The organism is Abiotrophia sp. (assembly GCF_057275535.1).
Genome location: NZ_DBHIRJ010000002.1, coordinates 215,613 through 232,113, shown reverse-complemented (window position 1 = coordinate 232,113; position 16,501 = coordinate 215,613). Strand labels below are relative to the sequence as shown.

Here is a 16,501-nt window from a genome sequence, read left to right as displayed (position 1 = left end):
GGGTGGGAGTGGTATAATGGGGGCATAAAAAAAAGAAGGAGGAAATACTATGGTTGGAATCGTGATGAATGCTAGAATACGTGTGAAAGACAAACAAGAATTCAGCTCGTTGAACAAGCTGCTTTCCTCTGCAAATGAGAAAATCAATATAGAGGAAGCCGTTCGTGGAAAGGACAGCAAAGGAATCTCGATTAATCGAGATATTGCTAAGGCCCAGGGATGGAAAAACTAGACTTAGTCCCTATAGGGTCCGCACTAATTAGTGCAAGTGATTTAGAGGCCTTTGACTGCGGAAACCCCATGATTGACCAATACTTAGTACAACAAGCAAATGTTTTTGATGAAGAAAATCGAGCTAAAACCTTTTTGCTATTGACTCATCAAGGCATAGTAGGTTATTATACCTTAATTGTTGGGTGCTTAGAAGTTGAGGATATTCAGAACTAGGTGCTTTTGAAGAAGCCATATGTCAACCTAGCTTACTTCGCTATCAATGCCCCATATCAAAAGCAAGGCTATGGCAGACTACTAATGGGTGAAGTTTTTCAGAGCGCAGCAGTTATAGGTTCTTACGCAGGAGCAGAGCTCATCTATATTGAGTCCACCGATGAGAGTGTCCCCTTTTATGAGCTTCTTGGCTATCAGTTGTTGCATCCTTTGCGAAGGCCAGAAAATTTCACTGTAGATACCTCAACCATTGAGTTCCCGATGAGCATAACCTTGAAGACTTTACATAGAAATGGCTATTATGGCTATCTTCAAAACTTTGTTGGAAGATCATTTGGGGAAGAGTTAAAATTATAAAAAAAGTAAGACCTGCCCATATTTGTTGGACGGGTCTTACTTTTTAGCCATAGATCCTGTGTCCCTTCCTTAACAAGTTTGCCATTCCTACTGTCAGGGGCCTACAATTATGTTATAATAGAAGTAATTTGAAGAAATAGAAAGGGGCACTCATTCGTGACCACGCAAAAACCTACCTATTATATTACAACGCCGATCTACTACCCAAGTGGTAAGTTACATATCGGTAACTCCTACTCTACCCTAGCCTGTGACGCTATGACGCGTTATAAGCGTCTACAAGGCTTCGATGCTTTCTTCCTAACTGGGACCGATGAGCACGGTCAGAAGATTGAACGGACAGCTGAGGGACTAGGAGTAAGTCCTAAGCAATATGTCGACGAGATGGCCGACATCATTAAGAAGCTTTGGGATCTATTAGATATCGACTATTCACACTTTATCCGGACTACAGATGACTACCATGAGAAGGCTGTGCAAGATGCCTTTGAGCAACTCCTAGCCCAAGATGACATCTATCTAGGCGAGTATAGCGGATGGTATTCCGTCAGTGACGAAGAATTCTTCACCGAGAGCCAATTAGTTGAAGTTTACCGTGATGCGGATGGTAATGTGACCGGTGGGGTTGCCCCAACTGGTAACGAAGTAACCTTGGTTAAGGAAGAGTCCTACTTCTTCCGTATGAGCAAGTATGCAGACCGTTTGGTGCAATACTATGAAGACCACGCTGACTTCTTAGAGCCAGCCTTCCGTAAGACCGAAATGATCAATAACTTCATCAAGCCAGGTTTGGAAGATTTGGCGGTGTCTCGGACAACCTTCACCTGGGGTGTACCGGTTAAGTCCAATCCTAAGCATGTCATCTATGTCTGGATTGACGCCTTACTCAACTATATTACGGCTCTAGGCTACGGTTCTGACGATACCAGTCGCTACAACAAGTACTGGCCAGCAGATGCCCATGTCATCGGTAAGGATATTTCCCGTTTCCACATGATTTACTGGCCAACTATTCTCATGGCCTTGGGCTTGCCATTGCCTAAGAAGATTTTCGCCCATGGCTGGTACCTCATGAAGGAAGGTAAGATGTCCAAGTCTAAGGGGAATGTCATCTACCCAGAAACCTTGGTAGAACGCTATGGCTTGGATGCCACTCGTTTCTATCTCTTGCATGAAATGGGTGTCGGTAACGATGCGGTCTTCACACCGGAAGGTTTTGTCCAATTAGTTAACTCCGAATTAGCCAATGACTTGGGTAACTTGCTCAACCGGACGGTTGCCATGATGAACAAGTATTTCCAAGGCCAAGTGCCAACCGAAGGCTTAGAGGCGACTGCTGTGGATGCTGACTATGATGCTTATGTTAAGGAGCAAATGGCGGCCTACTATCAAGCCATGGATGCTATGAGCTTGAGTGCAGCCTTGAGCCATGTCATGGCCATTGTCTCCCGTACCAACAAGTACATTGATGAAACCATGCCTTGGGTTTTAGTTAAAGAAGAAGCGACTCTAGGTCAACTACGGTCTGTTATGAACCATTTAGCTGAGGCTTTACGCCTGGTGGCTCATTTGTCACGTCCATTCATGACCCAAGCGCCAGCTAAGATTTTCGAGCAATTAGGCTTGAACGACCAAATGGATTTAGACTTCACGCAATTAGTCTATGGGGCCTTCCCTGCAGGCGCAAGCGTAGTGGCTAAGGGGACCCCAATCTTCCCACGCTTGGATGCAGAGCTAGAAGTGACCTATATTCAGGAAGCTATGGCAGCTGGCAAGCCAGGTGCTAGCCAAGCCAAGGTTGACGACCCCAACTGGGATCCAGAAGCCACTGAATTAGTGCACCGTGAAGTTGCTGAAGCCGAATTCGATGACTTCTTGAAGATTGAGATGAAGGTGGCAGAGGTCCTAGATGTTCAACCAGTCAAGGGCTCTAATAAGCTATTACGCTTCCGTCTGGATGCAGGTGATAAGGGTCACCGCCAAATTCTGTCCGGAATTGCTAAATTCTATCCAAATCCGGAAGAACTAATTGGCCGTAAGGTCTGCATCGTCTCTAACCTCAAGTCGCGTAAGATGATGGGCTATGTCAGCCAGGGCATGATTTTATCCTCTGAACAGGACGGCCAACTCCATCTCTTAGCAGCAGATCCAAATGCAGCAAATGGCGCTTGGATTGGCTAGACGAGGTGACCAAGATGCCTTTATTTGATACGCACACGCACTTGAACGCCCAGCAATTTGCGGGCCAGGAGGCAGATTATATTGCCCGAGCCCTAGCGGCGGACGTGGGCTATCTAGCAGTGGTGGGATTTGATGATCCCACCATTGAGCGTAGTTTGGCCTTAAGTGCGGCCTACGATAACATTATTTCGGTAGTGGGTTGGCATCCGACTGAGGCCCACACCTACAATGACCAGGTGGAACGTCGCCTGGAGGAACAGTTGGAATTGCCTAAGGTTAAGATGCTAGGTGAGATTGGTTTGGACTACTATTGGGATACTGCCCCTCGGGATGTTCAGGCCCAAATCTTCCGGCGCCAGATTGCCATTGCCAAGTCGCACGGTCTGCCCATCACCATTCATAACCGCGACGCAACTGAAGACACCTACCGGATTCTCAAGCAAGAAGGCCTGCCGGCTGCGGGTGGCATTATGCATAGCTTTGGCGGGACAGCTGAAGAAGCCATGCGTTTTGTAGACCTTGGCATGCATATTAGCTTCAGCGGGGTCTTGACCTTTAAAAAATCCGAGGCAGTCCGACAAGCGGCGGCTCTAGTGCCGGCAGAGCGTCTCTTGGTTGAGACCGATGCCCCTTATTTGGCGCCAGTGCCTAAGCGTGGCAAGCAAAATGAGCCAGCCTATGTCCGCTATGTGGCGGAGTGTCTGGCCCAGGTACGAGACATGAGTCTGGAAGAGCTAGCCAAATTAACAACGGGCAATGCCTGCCGTCTCTTCCAGTGGTGGCCTGAGGGGTGGGACCAATGAGTCAAGCCATGCCCCAAGAGGTAATTGTGGTCGAAGGACGCGATGATACCAAGCGCTTGATTGAGACCTTTGGCCCAACAGTTAAGACCATCGAGACAGGGGGCTCTGCCCTAGAAGCGCCAGTCTTGGCACAAATTGTAGAAGCTGCTAGGACCCATGGCATTATCGTCTTGACAGATCCCGACTACCAAGGTGAGCGTCTTAGACGTCTGGTGACCCAGGCGGTGCCAAGCGCTAAGCAAGCCCATATTAGTCGAGCGGCTGCCTTTGGCGGCCAAGGTAAGAGCCTGGGGGTGGAACATGCGAGTCCCCAAGAGATTCGTCAAGCCTTAAATCAGGTCATGACCCCGGCCGTGGGAGACTTAGTTGCTTTAGTTCCCATGGGCTGCCTGGCCCAGTGGGGGTTGACTGCAGGTCCGGGTGCTAAGGAGCGTCGTCAGGCTGTCAGTCAGCACTTTAATTTAGGTTATACCAACGCCAAGCAATTGCAGCGCCAACTGCAACGCTATGGCGTCGACCAGGCTAGCTTGGCAACTTTCGTCCAAGTCCTGGATCAAGCCCAAGGAGGGACCCGAGAATGAGAGAATTCCGGCCAATTGCGACGCCGACCCGTACGGTTGAAATCATGCGTCGCTTCGATATTCAAATGAAAAAGAGTCTGGGTCAGAACTTTCTAATCGAGCCCCGGATGTTAGAGAAGATGATTGAAGCTGGCCAAGTCGATGCAGATACCACAGTCATCGAGATTGGCCCCGGCATTGGTGCCTTGACCCAATACCTGGCTCACCATGCTAAGCAAGTCTTGGCCTTCGAGATTGACCAGCGTTTTGTGGGCATCCTGCAGGAAACGCTAGCGGACTGTGACAATGTCCAAGTGGTCCACCAAGATATCCTGTCAGTGGATTTCTCTAGCCCAGAATATGCCTGGCTACACGACCAGTCCCGTCTGGTTGTGGTGGCAAATCTTCCTTATTATATAACCACGCCTATCATCATGCGCCTGATTGAGAGCAATCTGCCTTTCCAGTCGCTAGTGATGATGATGCAAAAGGAAGTAGCAGAGCGGATGACAGCGGCGGTAGGCACCAAGGCCTATGGTTCCCTGTCAGTGGCCATTCAATTGGATATGGAGAGCGAGATTGCCTTCATTGTGCCTAAGAATGTCTTTATCCCTAAGCCAAATGTGGATTCTGCCGTGCTCAAGTTGACTCGCCGGCCAGCACCCTTGGTCCAAGTTAGCGATAAGGAAGCCTTTCAAGCCTTTGTCCAAGCAGGATTCAAGCAACGCCGCAAGACCTTATGGAACAACCTCAAGTCGGCCTACGTGCCAGACCTTCTCAGTGAAGAGGGCTTGCGTCAGGTCTTCGACCAAGCGGGTATCGAGCCTAATCGCCGAGCTGAGAGCCTAAGCCTTATGGATTTCGCGGACTTAGAGGCTGCCTTTGAGGCTCATAAGGCATAAGGCTAAAAATTAGCAAAAGGCGAACGTTGTCAGCTTTTTTCAGGATAAGTTGCCGACCTTTCCTAGGTTAGTCTATCTAACTGTGCTATAATAGTAGGAAAGAGGTGAGGCTTATGCCAAAAGAAATTGCCGAGATTAAATCCCTCATGGATCAAAATATCGGCGAAAAAGTAATTATCACCGTCCAACTCGGTCGTAACAAGAAGCGTACGCGCCGAGGCGTCCTGAAAGAAACCTATCGTTCTGTCTTCGTTGTTGATTTAGAGCAAGAGGCCAACACCCTAGCGTGTGTCTCCTATAGCTACTGCGATGTCCTGACCAAGGCCATCGACGTAGATTTTGCGGAATAGCCATTATTATTTTTAGCCAAGTACCCCTCAGAGGGCCTTGGCTATTTTTGTGTCCAAAAGGCCAAAAAATCGGCCGAAACATCACCTAAAAGGTGAAATGTTATCGACCGGGTAACAGAGAAATCGTCATCATCCGACATGAAAACGAAAACATGCAAAAAGGCCAAAAAAACTTGAGAAAAGCCTTGATTTACAAGTATTCCTACGCTATAATAATGATTGTGCCTTAATGGGTACCAGTGTGCCCATCGCAGGACATGCCCCCTCTTAGAGGTGGGAAAGACAGCTATGAAGCGAGAGGTTGCGACACACCCGGACGCTTTGCCACGGGCGGGTGAGGTTGGAAATTCTTGTGGAGCAAGTCATTTTATCAAAATTGACGAAGGAGGAAATCTAAATGGCAAACAAAAAAATTCGGATTCGCTTGAAGGCTTACGAGCATCGTGCATTGGATTTAGCAGCAAGCAAAATCGTAGAATCAGCACAAAGAACAGGAGCGAAGACAGCGGGGCCAATCCCACTGCCAACTGAGCGTTCTTTATATACCGTGATTCGTGCGACTCACAAATACAAAGACTCTCGCGAACAATTCGAAATGCGTACACACAAACGTTTAATCGACATCTTAGAACCAACTAACAAAACAGTTGATGCTTTGATGAAATTAGACTTACCTAGTGGTGTAGACGTAGAAATCAAATTATAATTTTAGAAAAATGGAGGTGTACTCATGACCAAAGGAATCTTAGGTAAAAAAGTAGGGATGACTCAATTCTTCACTGAGAACGGTGAATTGGTACCTGTAACTGTTATCGAAGCTACTCCAAACGTGGTATTACAAGTTAAAACCATGGAAAACGACGGCTACGAAGCGGTTCAATTAGGTTTCCAAGACTTGCGTGAAGTATTGTCAAACAAACCTGCTAAAGGTCATGTAGCAAAAGCAAATGCTACTCCTAAGCGCTTCATTCGCGAGTTCCGCGAAGTTGAGCTTGGAGAATATCAAGTAGGACAAGAAATCACAGTGGAAACTTTCGCAGCTGGCGACATCGTCGATGTGACGGGTACATCCAAGGGTAAAGGATTCCAAGGTGCGATCAAGCGTCATGGCCAATCACGTGGTCCAATGGCTCACGGTTCTCGTTACCACCGTCGTCCAGGTTCGATGGGTGGGGCTTCGTTCCCATCACGCGTCTTCAAGGGTAAAGGCCTTCCAGGTCAAACCGGTGGCGAACGCGTAACCATCCAAAACTTGGAAGTTGTAGCGGTTGACGTAGAAAACAACGTAATCTTGATCAAGGGTAATGTCCCAGGTGCCAAGAAATCACTCGTTGAAATCAAACAAGCAATTAAAACAGTTAAATAATTCGAGGAAGGAGGAACGAGTAAATGACAAAAGTAAGTTTATTTAAACAAGACGGTTCACAAATCGGCGAAATCGAATTGAATGCAGCTGTATTTGGGGTTGAACCTAACGAAGACGTAATCTTCGACGCAGTAATCATGCAACGTGCATCTTTACGTCAAGGGACTCACGCGGTGAAGAACCGTTCCGCTGTACGCGGTGGTGGCCGTAAGCCATGGAGACAAAAAGGGACTGGCCGTGCACGTCAAGGTTCTATCCGTTCACCACAATGGGTTGGTGGTGGTACCGTATTTGGTCCAACACCTCGTTCATACAGTTATAAATTACCAAAGAAAGTACGCCGCTTAGCGTTACAATCTGTATTATCTCAGAAAGTATTAGAAGGCAAGTTAGTAGTTGTTGATGAACTCAGCTTTGCAGCTCCATCAACTAAGGAATTCAAGTCAGTATTGAACAACCTTAAAGTAGATGCGAAAACTCTCTTAGTATTAGAAGGGACTAACGCCAACGCTTACTTCTCAGCACGTAACTTAGCTAACGTGAAAGTGATCGACGAAGGCAACGTGAACGTATTAGACGTTGTAAACTACGACACACTTGTCATCACTAAAGCAGCACTTTCAACCGTAGAGGAGGCTTTAGCATAATGCAATTATCAGAAGTAGTATTACGCCCAGTCATCACTGAACAATCAGTTGCTGGTTTAGACGAGAAAAAATACACGTTCGAAGTAGACCGTCGTGCTAACAAAACTCACATCAAACAAGCGGTTGAAGCAATGTTTGAAGGGGTTAAAGTTAAGAAAGTTAACACGATCAACGTTGACGGTAAAGCAAAACGCATGGGCCGTTACGCTGGTTTCACTCGTAAGTACAAGAAAGCAGTCGTAACCTTGACTGCTGAATCAAAAGACATCGAATTATTCGCTAACGAAGCTGAATAATCACCTAGAAAATGAGTAAGTAGGAGGGAATAAGAGTGGCGATTAAAAAGTACAAACCAACCTCTAACGGTCGTCGTAACATGACTGGTTATGATTTCAGCGAAATCACTGCATCAAAACCAGAGAAGACATTGTTATCTTCACAAAAGCAAAAAGCCGGCCGTAACAACCAAGGTAAAATCACTGTTCGTCATCAAGGTGGCGGTAACAAACGCGCTTACCGTATCATCGATTTCAAACGTAACAAAGACAACGTAGTAGGGACTATCGCAACCATCGAGTACGATCCAAACCGTACCGCTAACATCGCGTTGGTACACTACGAAGACGGGATCAAGACTTACATCTTGGCACCAAAAGGCTTAAAAGTTGGCCAAAAAATTGAATCTGGTGAACATGCCGACATCCAAATCGGGAACGCATTGCCATTAGCAAACATCCCTGAAGGTACTGTAATCCACAACATCGAATTAAAACCAGGTAAAGGCGGTCAATTAATCCGTTCTGCTGGTACTAGCGCTCAAGTATTGGGTCACGAAGGTAAATACACTTTAGTTCGTTTGAACTCTGGTGAAGTTCGTATGATCTTATCAACTTGCCGTGCAACTATCGGGGTTGTTGGTAACGAACAACACGAATTAGTAAACATCGGTAAAGCCGGTCGTGCACGTTGGATGAGCAAACGTCCTGAAGTTCGTGGTTCCGTAATGAACCCTAACGATCACCCACACGGTGGTGGTGAAGGTCGTGCACCAATCGGGCGTAAGTCTCCGATGTCTCCATGGGGTAAACCAACACTTGGTAAGAAAACCCGCTCTAAGAAAGCTAAATCTAGCAAGTTAATCATCCGCGGCCGTAAAAAATAATAGGCGCCGGTAACAAATAATCGAAGGGAGGCTTCATTGTGAGTCGTAGTTTGAAAAAAGGACCTTTCTGTGATGCGCACTTAATGAAAAAAGTGGAAGAGCAAGCAGAAAGCACAAAGAAACAAGTTATTAAAACCTGGTCACGTCGTTCAACCATCTTCCCTAACTTCATTGGTTTAACCATTGCCGTTTATGATGGCCGCAAGCACGTGCCTGTATATGTTCAAGAAGATATGGTAGGTCACAAATTAGGTGAATTCGTACCAACTCGTACTTATAAAGGTCACGCAGCTGACGACAAGAAATCTAAGAAACGCTAATTTATAGGAGGAAAACAAGATGTCTAACCAAGTTACATCTGCAAAAGCAGTTGCAAGAACAGTTCGCATTGCGCCTCGTAAAGTTCGCTTAGTCTTAGATCTTATCCGAGGTAAAAAAGTTGGCGAAGCAATTGCCATCTTAAAATTCACACCTAAAGCAGGTGCCCCAATCGTTGAGAAAGTGTTGATGTCTGCTATCGCTAACGCGGACCACAACTACGATCTTGACTTGGAAAACTTATACGTGAGTGAAGCATTCGCTAACGAAGGCCCAACCATGAAACGGTTCCGTCCACGTGCGAAAGGTTCAGCTTCACCAATCAACAAACGTACAAGCCACATCACTGTTGTGGTATCTGAGAAAGAGGAGGCTTAATCAATGGGTCAAAAAGTACATCCAATTGGTATGCGTGTCGGCGTCATCCGCGACTGGGACGCTAAATGGTATGCAGACAAGAACTTTGCTGAATACTTACACGAAGATTTAGCTATCCGCAAATTCTTATACAAGAAATTAAAAGAAGCATCAGTTTCTAACATCCAAATCGAACGTGCTGCTAACCGTGTGATTGTATCTGTTCACACTGCTAAGCCAGGTATGGTCATCGGTAAAGGTGGTTCCGAAATCGATGCAGTCCGTGCGGAATTAAGCAAATTAACCGGCAAGAAAGTCTTTATCAACGTTGTAGAAATCAAAGAACCAAGCTTAGACGCTAAATTGGTTGCTGAAGATATCGCACGTCAATTAGAAAACCGTGTGGCTTTCCGCCGTGCTCAAAAGCAAGCTATCCAACGTACTATGAAAGCTGGCGCCCAAGGGATCAAAACCATGGTATCTGGCCGTTTGAACGGTGCTGATATTGCGCGTAGCGAAGCATACTCTGAAGGTACTGTGCCACTCCATACCTTACGTAGCGACATCGACTACGCATGGGAAGAAGCGGACACTACTTACGGTAAGTTAGGAGTTAAAGTTTGGATCTGCCGTGGCCAAGTATTGCCACAAAAGAAAAACTCTGAGAAAGGAGGGAACTAATCAATGTTAGTACCAAAACGTGTAAAACACCGTCGTGAATTCCGTGGTAAAATGCGCGGAGAAGCTAAAGGTGGTAAACAAGTTGATTTCGGTGAATACGGCTTACGAGCTACTGAATCTCACTGGATCACAAACCGTCAAATCGAAGCAGCCCGTATTGCGATGACTCGTTATATGAAACGTGGTGGGAAAGTATGGATTAAAATCTTCCCTCACAAATCATATACTGCAAAAGCTATCGGGGTTCGTATGGGTTCTGGTAAAGGGGCACCTGAAGGTTGGGTAGCACCAGTTAAACGTGGCAAGATTATGTTTGAAGTAGCGGGTGTATCTGAAGAAATCGCACGTGAAGCATTACGTTTAGCATCGCATAAACTACCAGTTAAGACCAAGTTCGTAAAACGTGAAGAATATGGTGGTGAATCGAATGAAAACTAATGAATTTAAAGCGTTAATCAAAGGGTTATCCACTGCTGAGTTGCTTGAACGTGAAGCTGAGTTGAAGAAAGAACTCTTCAACCTTCGATTCCAATTAGCAACAGGACAATTAGAAGATACAGCACGTTTACGCACTGTACGTAAATCTATCGCACGTATCAAAACTGCTTTACGCGAGCAAGAATTGTCTAAATAAACCAGCAAAGGAGGCTAACATCAATGACGACAGAACGCAACCAACGTAAAGTTTACCAAGGTCGTGTCGTGAGCGACAAAATGGACAAAACCATCACAGTTTTAGTCGAAACTCGTAAGACTCACCCTAAATACGGTAAACGCGTTAAATATTCTAAGAAATATAAAGCACATGATGAAGAAAACCGTGCAAAAGAAGGCGACATCGTGCGCATTATGGAAACTCGTCCATTATCAGCTACGAAACGCTTCCGTTTATTAGAGATTGTTGAAGAAGCAGTCATTATCTAATTAACCAAGTATATCTCGGAAGGAGGACATCGAAATGATTCAAACAGAAAGTCGATTAAAAGTTGCTGACAACTCTGGCGCACGTGAAGTGTTAACAATCCGTGTATTAGGTGGTTCAAACCGCAAAACTGCTAACATCGGGGATGTTATCGTTGCAACGGTTAAACAAGCAACGCCAGGTGGAGTTGTTAAAAAAGGTGACGTCGTAAAAGCAGTAATCGTACGTTCTAAATCAGGAGCTCGCCGTAAAGATGGTTCTTATATCAAGTTTGACGAAAATGCTTGCGTCATCATCCGTGACGATAAGAGCCCTCGTGGTACGCGTATCTTTGGACCAGTTGCACGTGAATTGCGTGATAACAACTACATGAAGATTGTTTCATTAGCTCCAGAAGTTTTATAAGAAATATTAACGAAGGAGGAAACTATTCATGCGTATCAAAACAGGCGATACAGTTAAAGTAATTGCAGGTAAAGATAAAGGTAAAACAGGGACTGTTTTACGTACTTTGCCGAAAGAAGACCGCGTAGTCGTAGAAGGCTTGAACATTGCCAAGAAGCACGTTAAACCTTCTCAAGCAGGTCAAGGCGGGATTGAAGAATTCCCAGCACCAATCCACGTGTCTAACGTTAAACTCGTTGATCCTAAATCAGGGGAAGCAACACGTGTGGGTTATCGTTTCGAAGACGGCAAGAAAGTCCGTTTCGCGAAGAAATCTAACGAAACCATCTAATCAATAGCGAGAGGAGGATTAACACTACATGGAAAATCGTTTAAAAGCTAAATACTCAAACGAAGTAACTAAAAAATTGATCGAACAATTCAACTACACTTCTGTAATGCAAGTACCTAAAGTTGAAAAGATCGTCATCAACATGGGTGTGGGTGACGCAGTAGCTAACGCTAAGAACTTAGAAAAAGCTGTTGACGAACTCACTTTATTATCTGGTCAAAAGCCAGTGATTACCAAAGCTAAGAAATCCATCGCGGGCTTCCGTCTCCGTGAAGGTATGCCAATCGGGTGTAAAGTGACCCTACGTGGTGCGCGTATGTACGACTTCTTAGACAAATTAGTCACTGTATCTTTACCACGTGTTCGTGACTTCCACGGTGTCAGCAACAAAGCCTTCGATGGCCGCGGGAACTACACCTTAGGGATCAAAGAACAACTTATCTTCCCTGAAGTGAACTATGATAACGTTGATAAAGTCCGCGGGATGGACATCGTTATCGTAACAACTGCGAAATCTGACGAAGAGGCACATGCTTTACTTAAAGAATTAGGCATGCCTTTCCAAAAATAAGACAAGGAGGCGAATGAACATTGGCTAAAAAATCAATGATTGCAAAAAACAAGCGGTCACCTAAATTCAAAGTTCAAGAGTATACGCGCTGCGAGCGTTGCGGACGTCCACACTCCGTATATCGTAAATTCAAACTTTGCCGTATTTGCTTCCGCGAACTTGCTTACAAAGGACAAATCCCTGGCGTGAAGAAAGCCAGCTGGTAATCCATACTGAACAAAGAGGAGGTAAATACAACATGGTTATGACAGATCCAATTGCTGATTTCTTAACTCGTATCCGTAACGCTAACAGCGTAGGCCACAAGACTGTATCAGCACCATCTTCAAAAATCAAAGTAGCGATTGCTGAAATCTTGAAACAAGAAGGTTTCATCAAAAACTATGAAGTCGCAGAAGACGACAAACAAGGTGAAATCACCATCTTCTTGAAGTACGGCCGTAACAACGAAAAAGTTATCACTGGCATCAAGCGTATTTCAAAACCTGGTTTGCGTATCTACACCAAATCAGAAGACCTACCTAAGGTATTAAACGGCTTAGGGATCGCCATCATCTCAACTTCTAACGGTGTTGTGACTGACAAACAAGCTCGTCAAGCTGGTGTCGGTGGCGAAGTATTAGCTTACGTTTGGTAATCTAATCTACTCATAATTAAGATAACTAGAAATAAGAAAGAGGAGGTGCAGCCCTGTGAGTCGTATCGGTAAAAAACCAGTCGTGATTCCAGCAGGCGTAACCGTCGAAGTAAAAGGTCATACAGTGACTGTAAAAGGCCCTAAAGGTACTTTGACACGTGAATTCCATCCAAACATTGCGTTGGAAGTTCAAGAGAATGAAGTAGTCTTCACTCGTCCAAATGATTCAAAAGAAAACCGTTCATTACACGGGACTATGCGTTCTGTCTTCAGCAACATGGTTGAAGGTGTAGCGAATGGCTTCAAGAAAGAATTAGACCTTATCGGGGTCGGTTACCGTGCTCAAAAACAAGGTAACAAATTAGTATTGAACGTGGGTCTTTCTCACCCAGTTGAATTCGAACCAGTTGAAGGTGCTAACTTTGAAGTTCCTTCTAACACTAAGATTATCGTAGAAGGTTACGATAAAGAGAAAGTCGGCGCATTAGCAGCCAACATCCGTGGCGTACGTCCACCAGAACCATATAAAGGTAAAGGGATTCGTTACACTGACGAATATGTACGTCGTAAAGAAGGTAAGACTGGTAAGTAATAGACCGGTCCTGATCTTCTCCTATAAATTAAACTTAAAGAGGTGAAAATTGTGATTACAAAACCAGATAAAAACAAAGTACGTCGTAAAAGACATGCTCGCGTAAGAAACAAAATCTCTGGTACTGCTGAGTGCCCACGCTTGAACGTGTTCCGTTCCAACACGCACATCTACGCTCAATTAATTGATGACGTAGCGGGTGTGACGCTTGCAAGTGCCTCTAGTAATGACAAATCAGTAACAGGGACCAAAGTTGAACAAGCTTCAGCTGTAGGTAAATTAGTTGCTGAACGTGCGGTAGCAAAAGGCTTCAAAAAAGTTGTCTTCGACCGCGGTGGGTACCTATATCACGGTCGTGTGAAAGCTTTGGCTGAAGCAGCTCGTGAAAACGGCCTAGAATTTTAATAGAAGGAGGACACTAGTTCATGGTTCACATCAATCCAAATACCTTGGAAAACATCGAAGAACGCGTTGTGACGATTAACCGTGTTACCAAAGTTGTTAAGGGTGGACGTCGTCTACGTTTCTCAGCTTTAGTAGTTGTCGGTGATAAGAACGGTCACGTTGGCTTTGGTACTGGTAAAGCTCAAGAAGTTCCAGAAGCAATCCGTAAAGCTATCGAAGATGCGAAGAAAAACTTAATCGAAGTACCATTGACCGGAACCACAATTCCTCACGAAGCAATTGGCGAATTCTGTGGTGGTCGTGTCTTAATCAAACCAGCACCAGCCGGTTCTGGGGTTGCAGCAGGTGGTCCTGTTCGTGCCGTAATGGAATTAGCAGGGGTAGCTGACGTAACAAGTAAGTCTCTTGGTTCTAACACACCAATCAACATGGTGCGTGCGACTGTAGAAGGCTTGAAACAATTGAAAGTAGCTGAAGAAGTTGCTGCTTTACGTGGCAAATCAGTCGAAGAAATTTTAGGCTAAGGAGGACAATCAAATGGCGAACTTACAAATCCAATTGAAACGCAGCTTGATCGGTCGTCCTAAAAATCAAATCCAAACTGCTAAGGCTTTAGGTTTAACTAAGACTTACAAAACAGTTGTTAAACCAGACAACGAAGCAGTTCGTGGGATGATCAATACGATCAGTCACTTAGTTGAAGTAAAAGAAGCATAAAAATTAGAGACTAATACAAGGAGGTGCCACAGGAATGAAACTTCATACATTAAAACCTGCTGAAGGTTCACGTCAAGAACGTAACCGTGTCGGTCGTGGTCAAGGTTCCGGTAACGGTAAAACTGCTGGTCGCGGTCAAAAAGGTCAAAAAGCCCGTTCTGGCGGTGGCGTACGTTTAGGTTTCGAAGGTGGACAAACTCAATTGTTCCGTCGTTTACCAAAACGTGGATTCAACAACATCAACCGTAAAGAATATGCAGTCGTTAACTTGGAAGCTCTCAACCGCTTCGAAGACGGTACGACAGTTACACCAGCTCTCTTAGTTGAAGCAGGTGTCGTTAAGAAAGAATTATCAGGAGTAAAAATCTTAGGTAATGGTCAACTTGAAAGAAAATTAACTGTTCAAGCAGCCAAATTCTCTAAAGGTGCAGAGCAAGCAATTACTGCAGCTGGTGGATCAATCGAGGTGATCTAATGTTTACCTTCATTAAAAATGCATTTGCGGATAAAGATACGCGTCGTCGCATCTTTTTCACGCTCTTCGTTTTTGCGGTATTCCGATTAGGTTCACATATTCCTGTTCCTGGGGTTCGAGTTTCAGCGATTAACACTTTCGCTGAGAGCGGCCTCTTAGGCTTATTAAACACTTTCGGTGGCGGGGCCTTGAAGCGCTTCTCGCTCTTCGCCATGGGGGTTTCTCCATACATTACCGCCTCAATCATCATTCAGTTATTACAAATGGACATCGTGCCTAAGTTTACTGAATGGGCTAAGCAAGGGGAAGTTGGGCGTCGTAAGCTCAACCAATGGACCACTTATGTTGCCATTGCCCTTGGTTTATTACAATCCTACGGTATCGCCCTCGGTTTTAACCGGATGGCGCGTCTGGGCTTGATTGCCAACCCAACGCCAATGCGTTACCTGACGATTGCCCTCATCTTAACAGCTGGTTCCATGTTCTTGGTCTGGTTGGGTGAGATGATTACCCGAAGCGGTGTCGGTAACGGCTTGTCCATGATTATCATGGCCGGGATTGTTGCGGAAGTGCCTAAGGAATTGATGGGTTATCTCCAACGCCATCTGGTAAATGGTGGAGATCATGCTATGACCAACATGCTGTCATTGGCAGCCATTATCTTGGTCATTGTCATCTTAATCGTCATTATCGTTTTAATGGAACGGGCGCAATTGCGTATCCCAATCCATTATTCTAAGAAAGCGTCAGGGGCGCGCTACTCAGCTCACCTCCCGCTTAAAATTAACTCAGCTGGGGTTATTCCAGTAATTTTCGCTAGCTCGTTCATTACAACACCTCAGATGATATTCACGTTTGTGACAGTCGATCGGACTAACCCATGGATGGACTTCCTGGTACAACTCTTCGACTACCAAACAGTCTACGGTGTAATCTTCTACACTGTCCTATTAATTGCGTTTACTTATTTCTATTCATTGATTCAAGTGAATCCGGAGAAAGTTGCCGAGAACTTGCAGAAGTCGAGCGGGTACATCCCAAGCGTTCGTCCTGGGAAAGATACCGAAACTTACTTAACAAAAGTAATCAACCGCTTGAGCGGAGTAGGCGCACTTTACTTGACTTTGATTGCGGTATTACCGATTGTGGCAGGGTTCTTCTGGAACTTAACGTCACGTATCTCACTCAGCGGGACCAGCTTGCTGATTGTGGTCGGGGTTGCCATTGAGACTGCTAAGCAGGTCGAAGGGCGCGTTATCAAACGCCGTTATCAAGGATTCATTCAATAATCATGTGTCAAATAGAAGTAAAGGGA

The 16,501-nt window shown here is 45.3% G+C and carries 29 protein-coding genes; all 29 read left to right on the top strand.

What is annotated here, in order from left to right; all coding sequences use genetic code 11:
• Nucleotides 1-49: 49 nt before the first annotated feature.
• The 29 genes from ACO53F_RS02580 (at nt 50) to secY (ending at nt 16,475) form a co-directional block, all read left to right on the top strand.
• On the top strand, nt 50-232 hold the full coding sequence (locus tag ACO53F_RS02580) for a hypothetical protein (protein ID WP_485137176.1): 183 nt from the start codon (nt 50-52) through the stop codon (nt 230-232).
• Between the two features lie 221 nt (nt 233-453).
• Nucleotides 454-804 (top strand): GNAT family N-acetyltransferase, encoded by a 351-nt coding sequence (locus tag ACO53F_RS02575; RefSeq protein WP_485137175.1) that lies wholly within the window; start codon nt 454-456, stop codon nt 802-804.
• 156 nt (nt 805-960) lie between these two features.
• Nucleotides 961-2,985: a methionine--tRNA ligase gene (gene metG, locus ACO53F_RS02570; protein WP_485137174.1), complete on the top strand. Its 2,025-nt coding sequence runs from the start codon at nt 961-963 to the stop codon at nt 2,983-2,985.
• A gap of 14 nt (nt 2,986-2,999) precedes the next feature.
• Complete coding sequence (locus ACO53F_RS02565) at nt 3,000-3,788, top strand: TatD family hydrolase (protein WP_485137173.1); 789 nt, start codon at nt 3,000-3,002, stop codon at nt 3,786-3,788.
• Entirely contained in the window at nt 3,785-4,369 is a 585-nt protein-coding gene (rnmV, locus tag ACO53F_RS02560) for a ribonuclease M5 (RefSeq protein WP_485137172.1), read from the top strand. The genes ACO53F_RS02565 and rnmV overlap by 4 nt, the downstream gene beginning before the upstream one ends.
• Nucleotides 4,366-5,250 (top strand): 16S rRNA (adenine(1518)-N(6)/adenine(1519)-N(6))-dimethyltransferase RsmA, encoded by an 885-nt coding sequence (gene rsmA / locus ACO53F_RS02555; protein WP_485137171.1) that lies wholly within the window; start codon nt 4,366-4,368, stop codon nt 5,248-5,250. Before rnmV ends, rsmA begins: the two co-directional genes overlap by 4 nt.
• A gap of 113 nt (nt 5,251-5,363) precedes the next feature.
• A complete protein-coding gene (locus tag ACO53F_RS02550) occupies nt 5,364-5,600 on the top strand; it encodes a Veg family protein (protein WP_070756164.1) in 237 nt (78 codons plus the stop codon).
• A 397-nt stretch (nt 5,601-5,997) separates the two neighbouring features.
• Entirely contained in the window at nt 5,998-6,306 is a 309-nt protein-coding gene (gene rpsJ / locus ACO53F_RS02545; protein WP_023391485.1) for a 30S ribosomal protein S10, read from the top strand.
• 24 nt (nt 6,307-6,330) lie between these two features.
• Nucleotides 6,331-6,966 (top strand): 50S ribosomal protein L3, encoded by a 636-nt coding sequence (rplC, locus tag ACO53F_RS02540; protein WP_023391484.1) that lies wholly within the window; start codon nt 6,331-6,333, stop codon nt 6,964-6,966.
• 23 nt (nt 6,967-6,989) lie between these two features.
• On the top strand, nt 6,990-7,613 hold the full coding sequence (rplD, locus tag ACO53F_RS02535; RefSeq protein WP_023391483.1) for a 50S ribosomal protein L4: 624 nt from the start codon (nt 6,990-6,992) through the stop codon (nt 7,611-7,613).
• Nucleotides 7,613-7,909, top strand: a complete 297-nt coding sequence (gene rplW, locus ACO53F_RS02530; protein WP_023391482.1) for a 50S ribosomal protein L23 — start codon at nt 7,613-7,615, stop codon at nt 7,907-7,909. Before rplD ends, rplW begins: the two co-directional genes overlap by 1 nt.
• Before the next feature lie 35 nt (nt 7,910-7,944).
• Nucleotides 7,945-8,775 (top strand): 50S ribosomal protein L2, encoded by an 831-nt coding sequence (gene rplB, locus ACO53F_RS02525; protein ID WP_035364049.1) that lies wholly within the window; start codon nt 7,945-7,947, stop codon nt 8,773-8,775.
• A gap of 38 nt (nt 8,776-8,813) precedes the next feature.
• Complete coding sequence (rpsS, locus tag ACO53F_RS02520) at nt 8,814-9,095, top strand: 30S ribosomal protein S19 (RefSeq protein WP_035364047.1); 282 nt, start codon at nt 8,814-8,816, stop codon at nt 9,093-9,095.
• 19 nt (nt 9,096-9,114) lie between these two features.
• The gene (rplV, locus tag ACO53F_RS02515) at nt 9,115-9,471 is read left to right on the top strand and encodes a 50S ribosomal protein L22 (protein ID WP_023391479.1); all 357 of its coding nucleotides are present in this window, start codon (nt 9,115-9,117) and stop codon (nt 9,469-9,471) included.
• Between the two features lie 3 nt (nt 9,472-9,474).
• On the top strand, nt 9,475-10,131 hold the full coding sequence (rpsC, locus tag ACO53F_RS02510; protein WP_023391478.1) for a 30S ribosomal protein S3: 657 nt from the start codon (nt 9,475-9,477) through the stop codon (nt 10,129-10,131).
• A 3-nt stretch (nt 10,132-10,134) separates the two neighbouring features.
• Nucleotides 10,135-10,569, top strand: coding sequence for a 50S ribosomal protein L16 (gene rplP, locus ACO53F_RS02505; RefSeq protein WP_023391477.1), 435 nt, complete (start codon nt 10,135-10,137; stop codon nt 10,567-10,569).
• Nucleotides 10,559-10,765 carry a 50S ribosomal protein L29 gene (gene rpmC, locus ACO53F_RS02500; protein WP_023391476.1) on the top strand — a complete coding sequence of 69 codons (207 nt, stop codon included), beginning with the start codon at nt 10,559-10,561 and terminating at the stop codon, nt 10,763-10,765. The genes rplP and rpmC overlap by 11 nt, the downstream gene beginning before the upstream one ends.
• Before the next feature lie 23 nt (nt 10,766-10,788).
• Nucleotides 10,789-11,055 (top strand): 30S ribosomal protein S17, encoded by a 267-nt coding sequence (gene rpsQ / locus ACO53F_RS02495; RefSeq protein WP_023391475.1) that lies wholly within the window; start codon nt 10,789-10,791, stop codon nt 11,053-11,055.
• A 34-nt stretch (nt 11,056-11,089) separates the two neighbouring features.
• Nucleotides 11,090-11,458, top strand: coding sequence for a 50S ribosomal protein L14 (gene rplN, locus ACO53F_RS02490; protein WP_023391474.1), 369 nt, complete (start codon nt 11,090-11,092; stop codon nt 11,456-11,458).
• A 28-nt stretch (nt 11,459-11,486) separates the two neighbouring features.
• Nucleotides 11,487-11,789 (top strand): 50S ribosomal protein L24, encoded by a 303-nt coding sequence (gene rplX / locus ACO53F_RS02485; protein ID WP_291428063.1) that lies wholly within the window; start codon nt 11,487-11,489, stop codon nt 11,787-11,789.
• Nucleotides 11,790-11,817: 28 nt separating this feature from the next.
• Entirely contained in the window at nt 11,818-12,360 is a 543-nt protein-coding gene (rplE, locus tag ACO53F_RS02480; RefSeq protein ID WP_023391472.1) for a 50S ribosomal protein L5, read from the top strand.
• Between the two features lie 20 nt (nt 12,361-12,380).
• On the top strand, nt 12,381-12,566 hold the full coding sequence (locus ACO53F_RS02475; RefSeq protein WP_083316294.1) for a type Z 30S ribosomal protein S14: 186 nt from the start codon (nt 12,381-12,383) through the stop codon (nt 12,564-12,566).
• Between the two features lie 32 nt (nt 12,567-12,598).
• Entirely contained in the window at nt 12,599-12,997 is a 399-nt protein-coding gene (rpsH, locus tag ACO53F_RS02470) for a 30S ribosomal protein S8 (protein ID WP_023391471.1), read from the top strand.
• A 55-nt stretch (nt 12,998-13,052) separates the two neighbouring features.
• Complete coding sequence (gene rplF, locus ACO53F_RS02465; protein WP_023391470.1) at nt 13,053-13,589, top strand: 50S ribosomal protein L6; 537 nt, start codon at nt 13,053-13,055, stop codon at nt 13,587-13,589.
• Nucleotides 13,590-13,631: 42 nt separating this feature from the next.
• The gene (gene rplR, locus ACO53F_RS02460; protein WP_023391469.1) at nt 13,632-13,994 is read left to right on the top strand and encodes a 50S ribosomal protein L18; all 363 of its coding nucleotides are present in this window, start codon (nt 13,632-13,634) and stop codon (nt 13,992-13,994) included.
• Nucleotides 13,995-14,014: 20 nt separating this feature from the next.
• Nucleotides 14,015-14,518, top strand: a complete 504-nt coding sequence (gene rpsE, locus ACO53F_RS02455; RefSeq protein WP_023391468.1) for a 30S ribosomal protein S5 — start codon at nt 14,015-14,017, stop codon at nt 14,516-14,518.
• Between the two features lie 13 nt (nt 14,519-14,531).
• Complete coding sequence (gene rpmD / locus ACO53F_RS02450) at nt 14,532-14,711, top strand: 50S ribosomal protein L30 (protein WP_023391467.1); 180 nt, start codon at nt 14,532-14,534, stop codon at nt 14,709-14,711.
• A 34-nt stretch (nt 14,712-14,745) separates the two neighbouring features.
• Nucleotides 14,746-15,186 carry a 50S ribosomal protein L15 gene (gene rplO, locus ACO53F_RS02445; RefSeq protein ID WP_023391466.1) on the top strand — a complete coding sequence of 147 codons (441 nt, stop codon included), beginning with the start codon at nt 14,746-14,748 and terminating at the stop codon, nt 15,184-15,186.
• The gene (gene secY / locus ACO53F_RS02440) at nt 15,186-16,475 is read left to right on the top strand and encodes a preprotein translocase subunit SecY (RefSeq protein WP_454920099.1); all 1,290 of its coding nucleotides are present in this window, start codon (nt 15,186-15,188) and stop codon (nt 16,473-16,475) included. The genes rplO and secY overlap by 1 nt, the downstream gene beginning before the upstream one ends.
• Nucleotides 16,476-16,501: the final 26 nt, after the last annotated feature.

What these genes read in the sequence shown, in the direction of transcription:
- rplP (WP_023391477.1), top strand. Translation starts at nt 10,135, where the DNA reads ATGTTAGTACCAAAACGTGTAAAACACCGTCGTGAATTCCGTGGTAAA.
- rsmA (WP_485137171.1), top strand. Translation starts at nt 4,366, where the DNA reads ATGAGAGAATTCCGGCCAATTGCGACGCCGACCCGTACGGTTGAAATC.
- rplD (WP_023391483.1), top strand. Translation starts at nt 6,990, where the DNA reads ATGACAAAAGTAAGTTTATTTAAACAAGACGGTTCACAAATCGGCGAA.
- rplX (WP_291428063.1), top strand. Translation starts at nt 11,487, where the DNA reads ATGCGTATCAAAACAGGCGATACAGTTAAAGTAATTGCAGGTAAAGAT.
- rplW (WP_023391482.1), top strand. Translation starts at nt 7,613, where the DNA reads ATGCAATTATCAGAAGTAGTATTACGCCCAGTCATCACTGAACAATCA.
- rpmC (WP_023391476.1), top strand. Translation starts at nt 10,559, where the DNA reads ATGAAAACTAATGAATTTAAAGCGTTAATCAAAGGGTTATCCACTGCT.
- rplE (WP_023391472.1), top strand. Translation starts at nt 11,818, where the DNA reads ATGGAAAATCGTTTAAAAGCTAAATACTCAAACGAAGTAACTAAAAAA.
- rpsQ (WP_023391475.1), top strand. Translation starts at nt 10,789, where the DNA reads ATGACGACAGAACGCAACCAACGTAAAGTTTACCAAGGTCGTGTCGTG.
- ACO53F_RS02565 (WP_485137173.1), top strand. Translation starts at nt 3,000, where the DNA reads ATGCCTTTATTTGATACGCACACGCACTTGAACGCCCAGCAATTTGCG.
- rpsH (WP_023391471.1), top strand. Translation starts at nt 12,599, where the DNA reads ATGGTTATGACAGATCCAATTGCTGATTTCTTAACTCGTATCCGTAAC.
- rplO (WP_023391466.1), top strand. Translation starts at nt 14,746, where the DNA reads ATGAAACTTCATACATTAAAACCTGCTGAAGGTTCACGTCAAGAACGT.
- rnmV (WP_485137172.1), top strand. Translation starts at nt 3,785, where the DNA reads ATGAGTCAAGCCATGCCCCAAGAGGTAATTGTGGTCGAAGGACGCGAT.
- rplN (WP_023391474.1), top strand. Translation starts at nt 11,090, where the DNA reads ATGATTCAAACAGAAAGTCGATTAAAAGTTGCTGACAACTCTGGCGCA.
- rpsC (WP_023391478.1), top strand. Translation starts at nt 9,475, where the DNA reads ATGGGTCAAAAAGTACATCCAATTGGTATGCGTGTCGGCGTCATCCGC.
- rpmD (WP_023391467.1), top strand. Translation starts at nt 14,532, where the DNA reads ATGGCGAACTTACAAATCCAATTGAAACGCAGCTTGATCGGTCGTCCT.
- ACO53F_RS02550 (WP_070756164.1), top strand. Translation starts at nt 5,364, where the DNA reads ATGCCAAAAGAAATTGCCGAGATTAAATCCCTCATGGATCAAAATATC.
- rplC (WP_023391484.1), top strand. Translation starts at nt 6,331, where the DNA reads ATGACCAAAGGAATCTTAGGTAAAAAAGTAGGGATGACTCAATTCTTC.
- ACO53F_RS02580 (WP_485137176.1), top strand. Translation starts at nt 50, where the DNA reads ATGGTTGGAATCGTGATGAATGCTAGAATACGTGTGAAAGACAAACAA.
- rplV (WP_023391479.1), top strand. Translation starts at nt 9,115, where the DNA reads ATGTCTAACCAAGTTACATCTGCAAAAGCAGTTGCAAGAACAGTTCGC.
- rpsJ (WP_023391485.1), top strand. Translation starts at nt 5,998, where the DNA reads ATGGCAAACAAAAAAATTCGGATTCGCTTGAAGGCTTACGAGCATCGT.
- rpsE (WP_023391468.1), top strand. Translation starts at nt 14,015, where the DNA reads ATGGTTCACATCAATCCAAATACCTTGGAAAACATCGAAGAACGCGTT.
- secY (WP_454920099.1), top strand. Translation starts at nt 15,186, where the DNA reads ATGTTTACCTTCATTAAAAATGCATTTGCGGATAAAGATACGCGTCGT.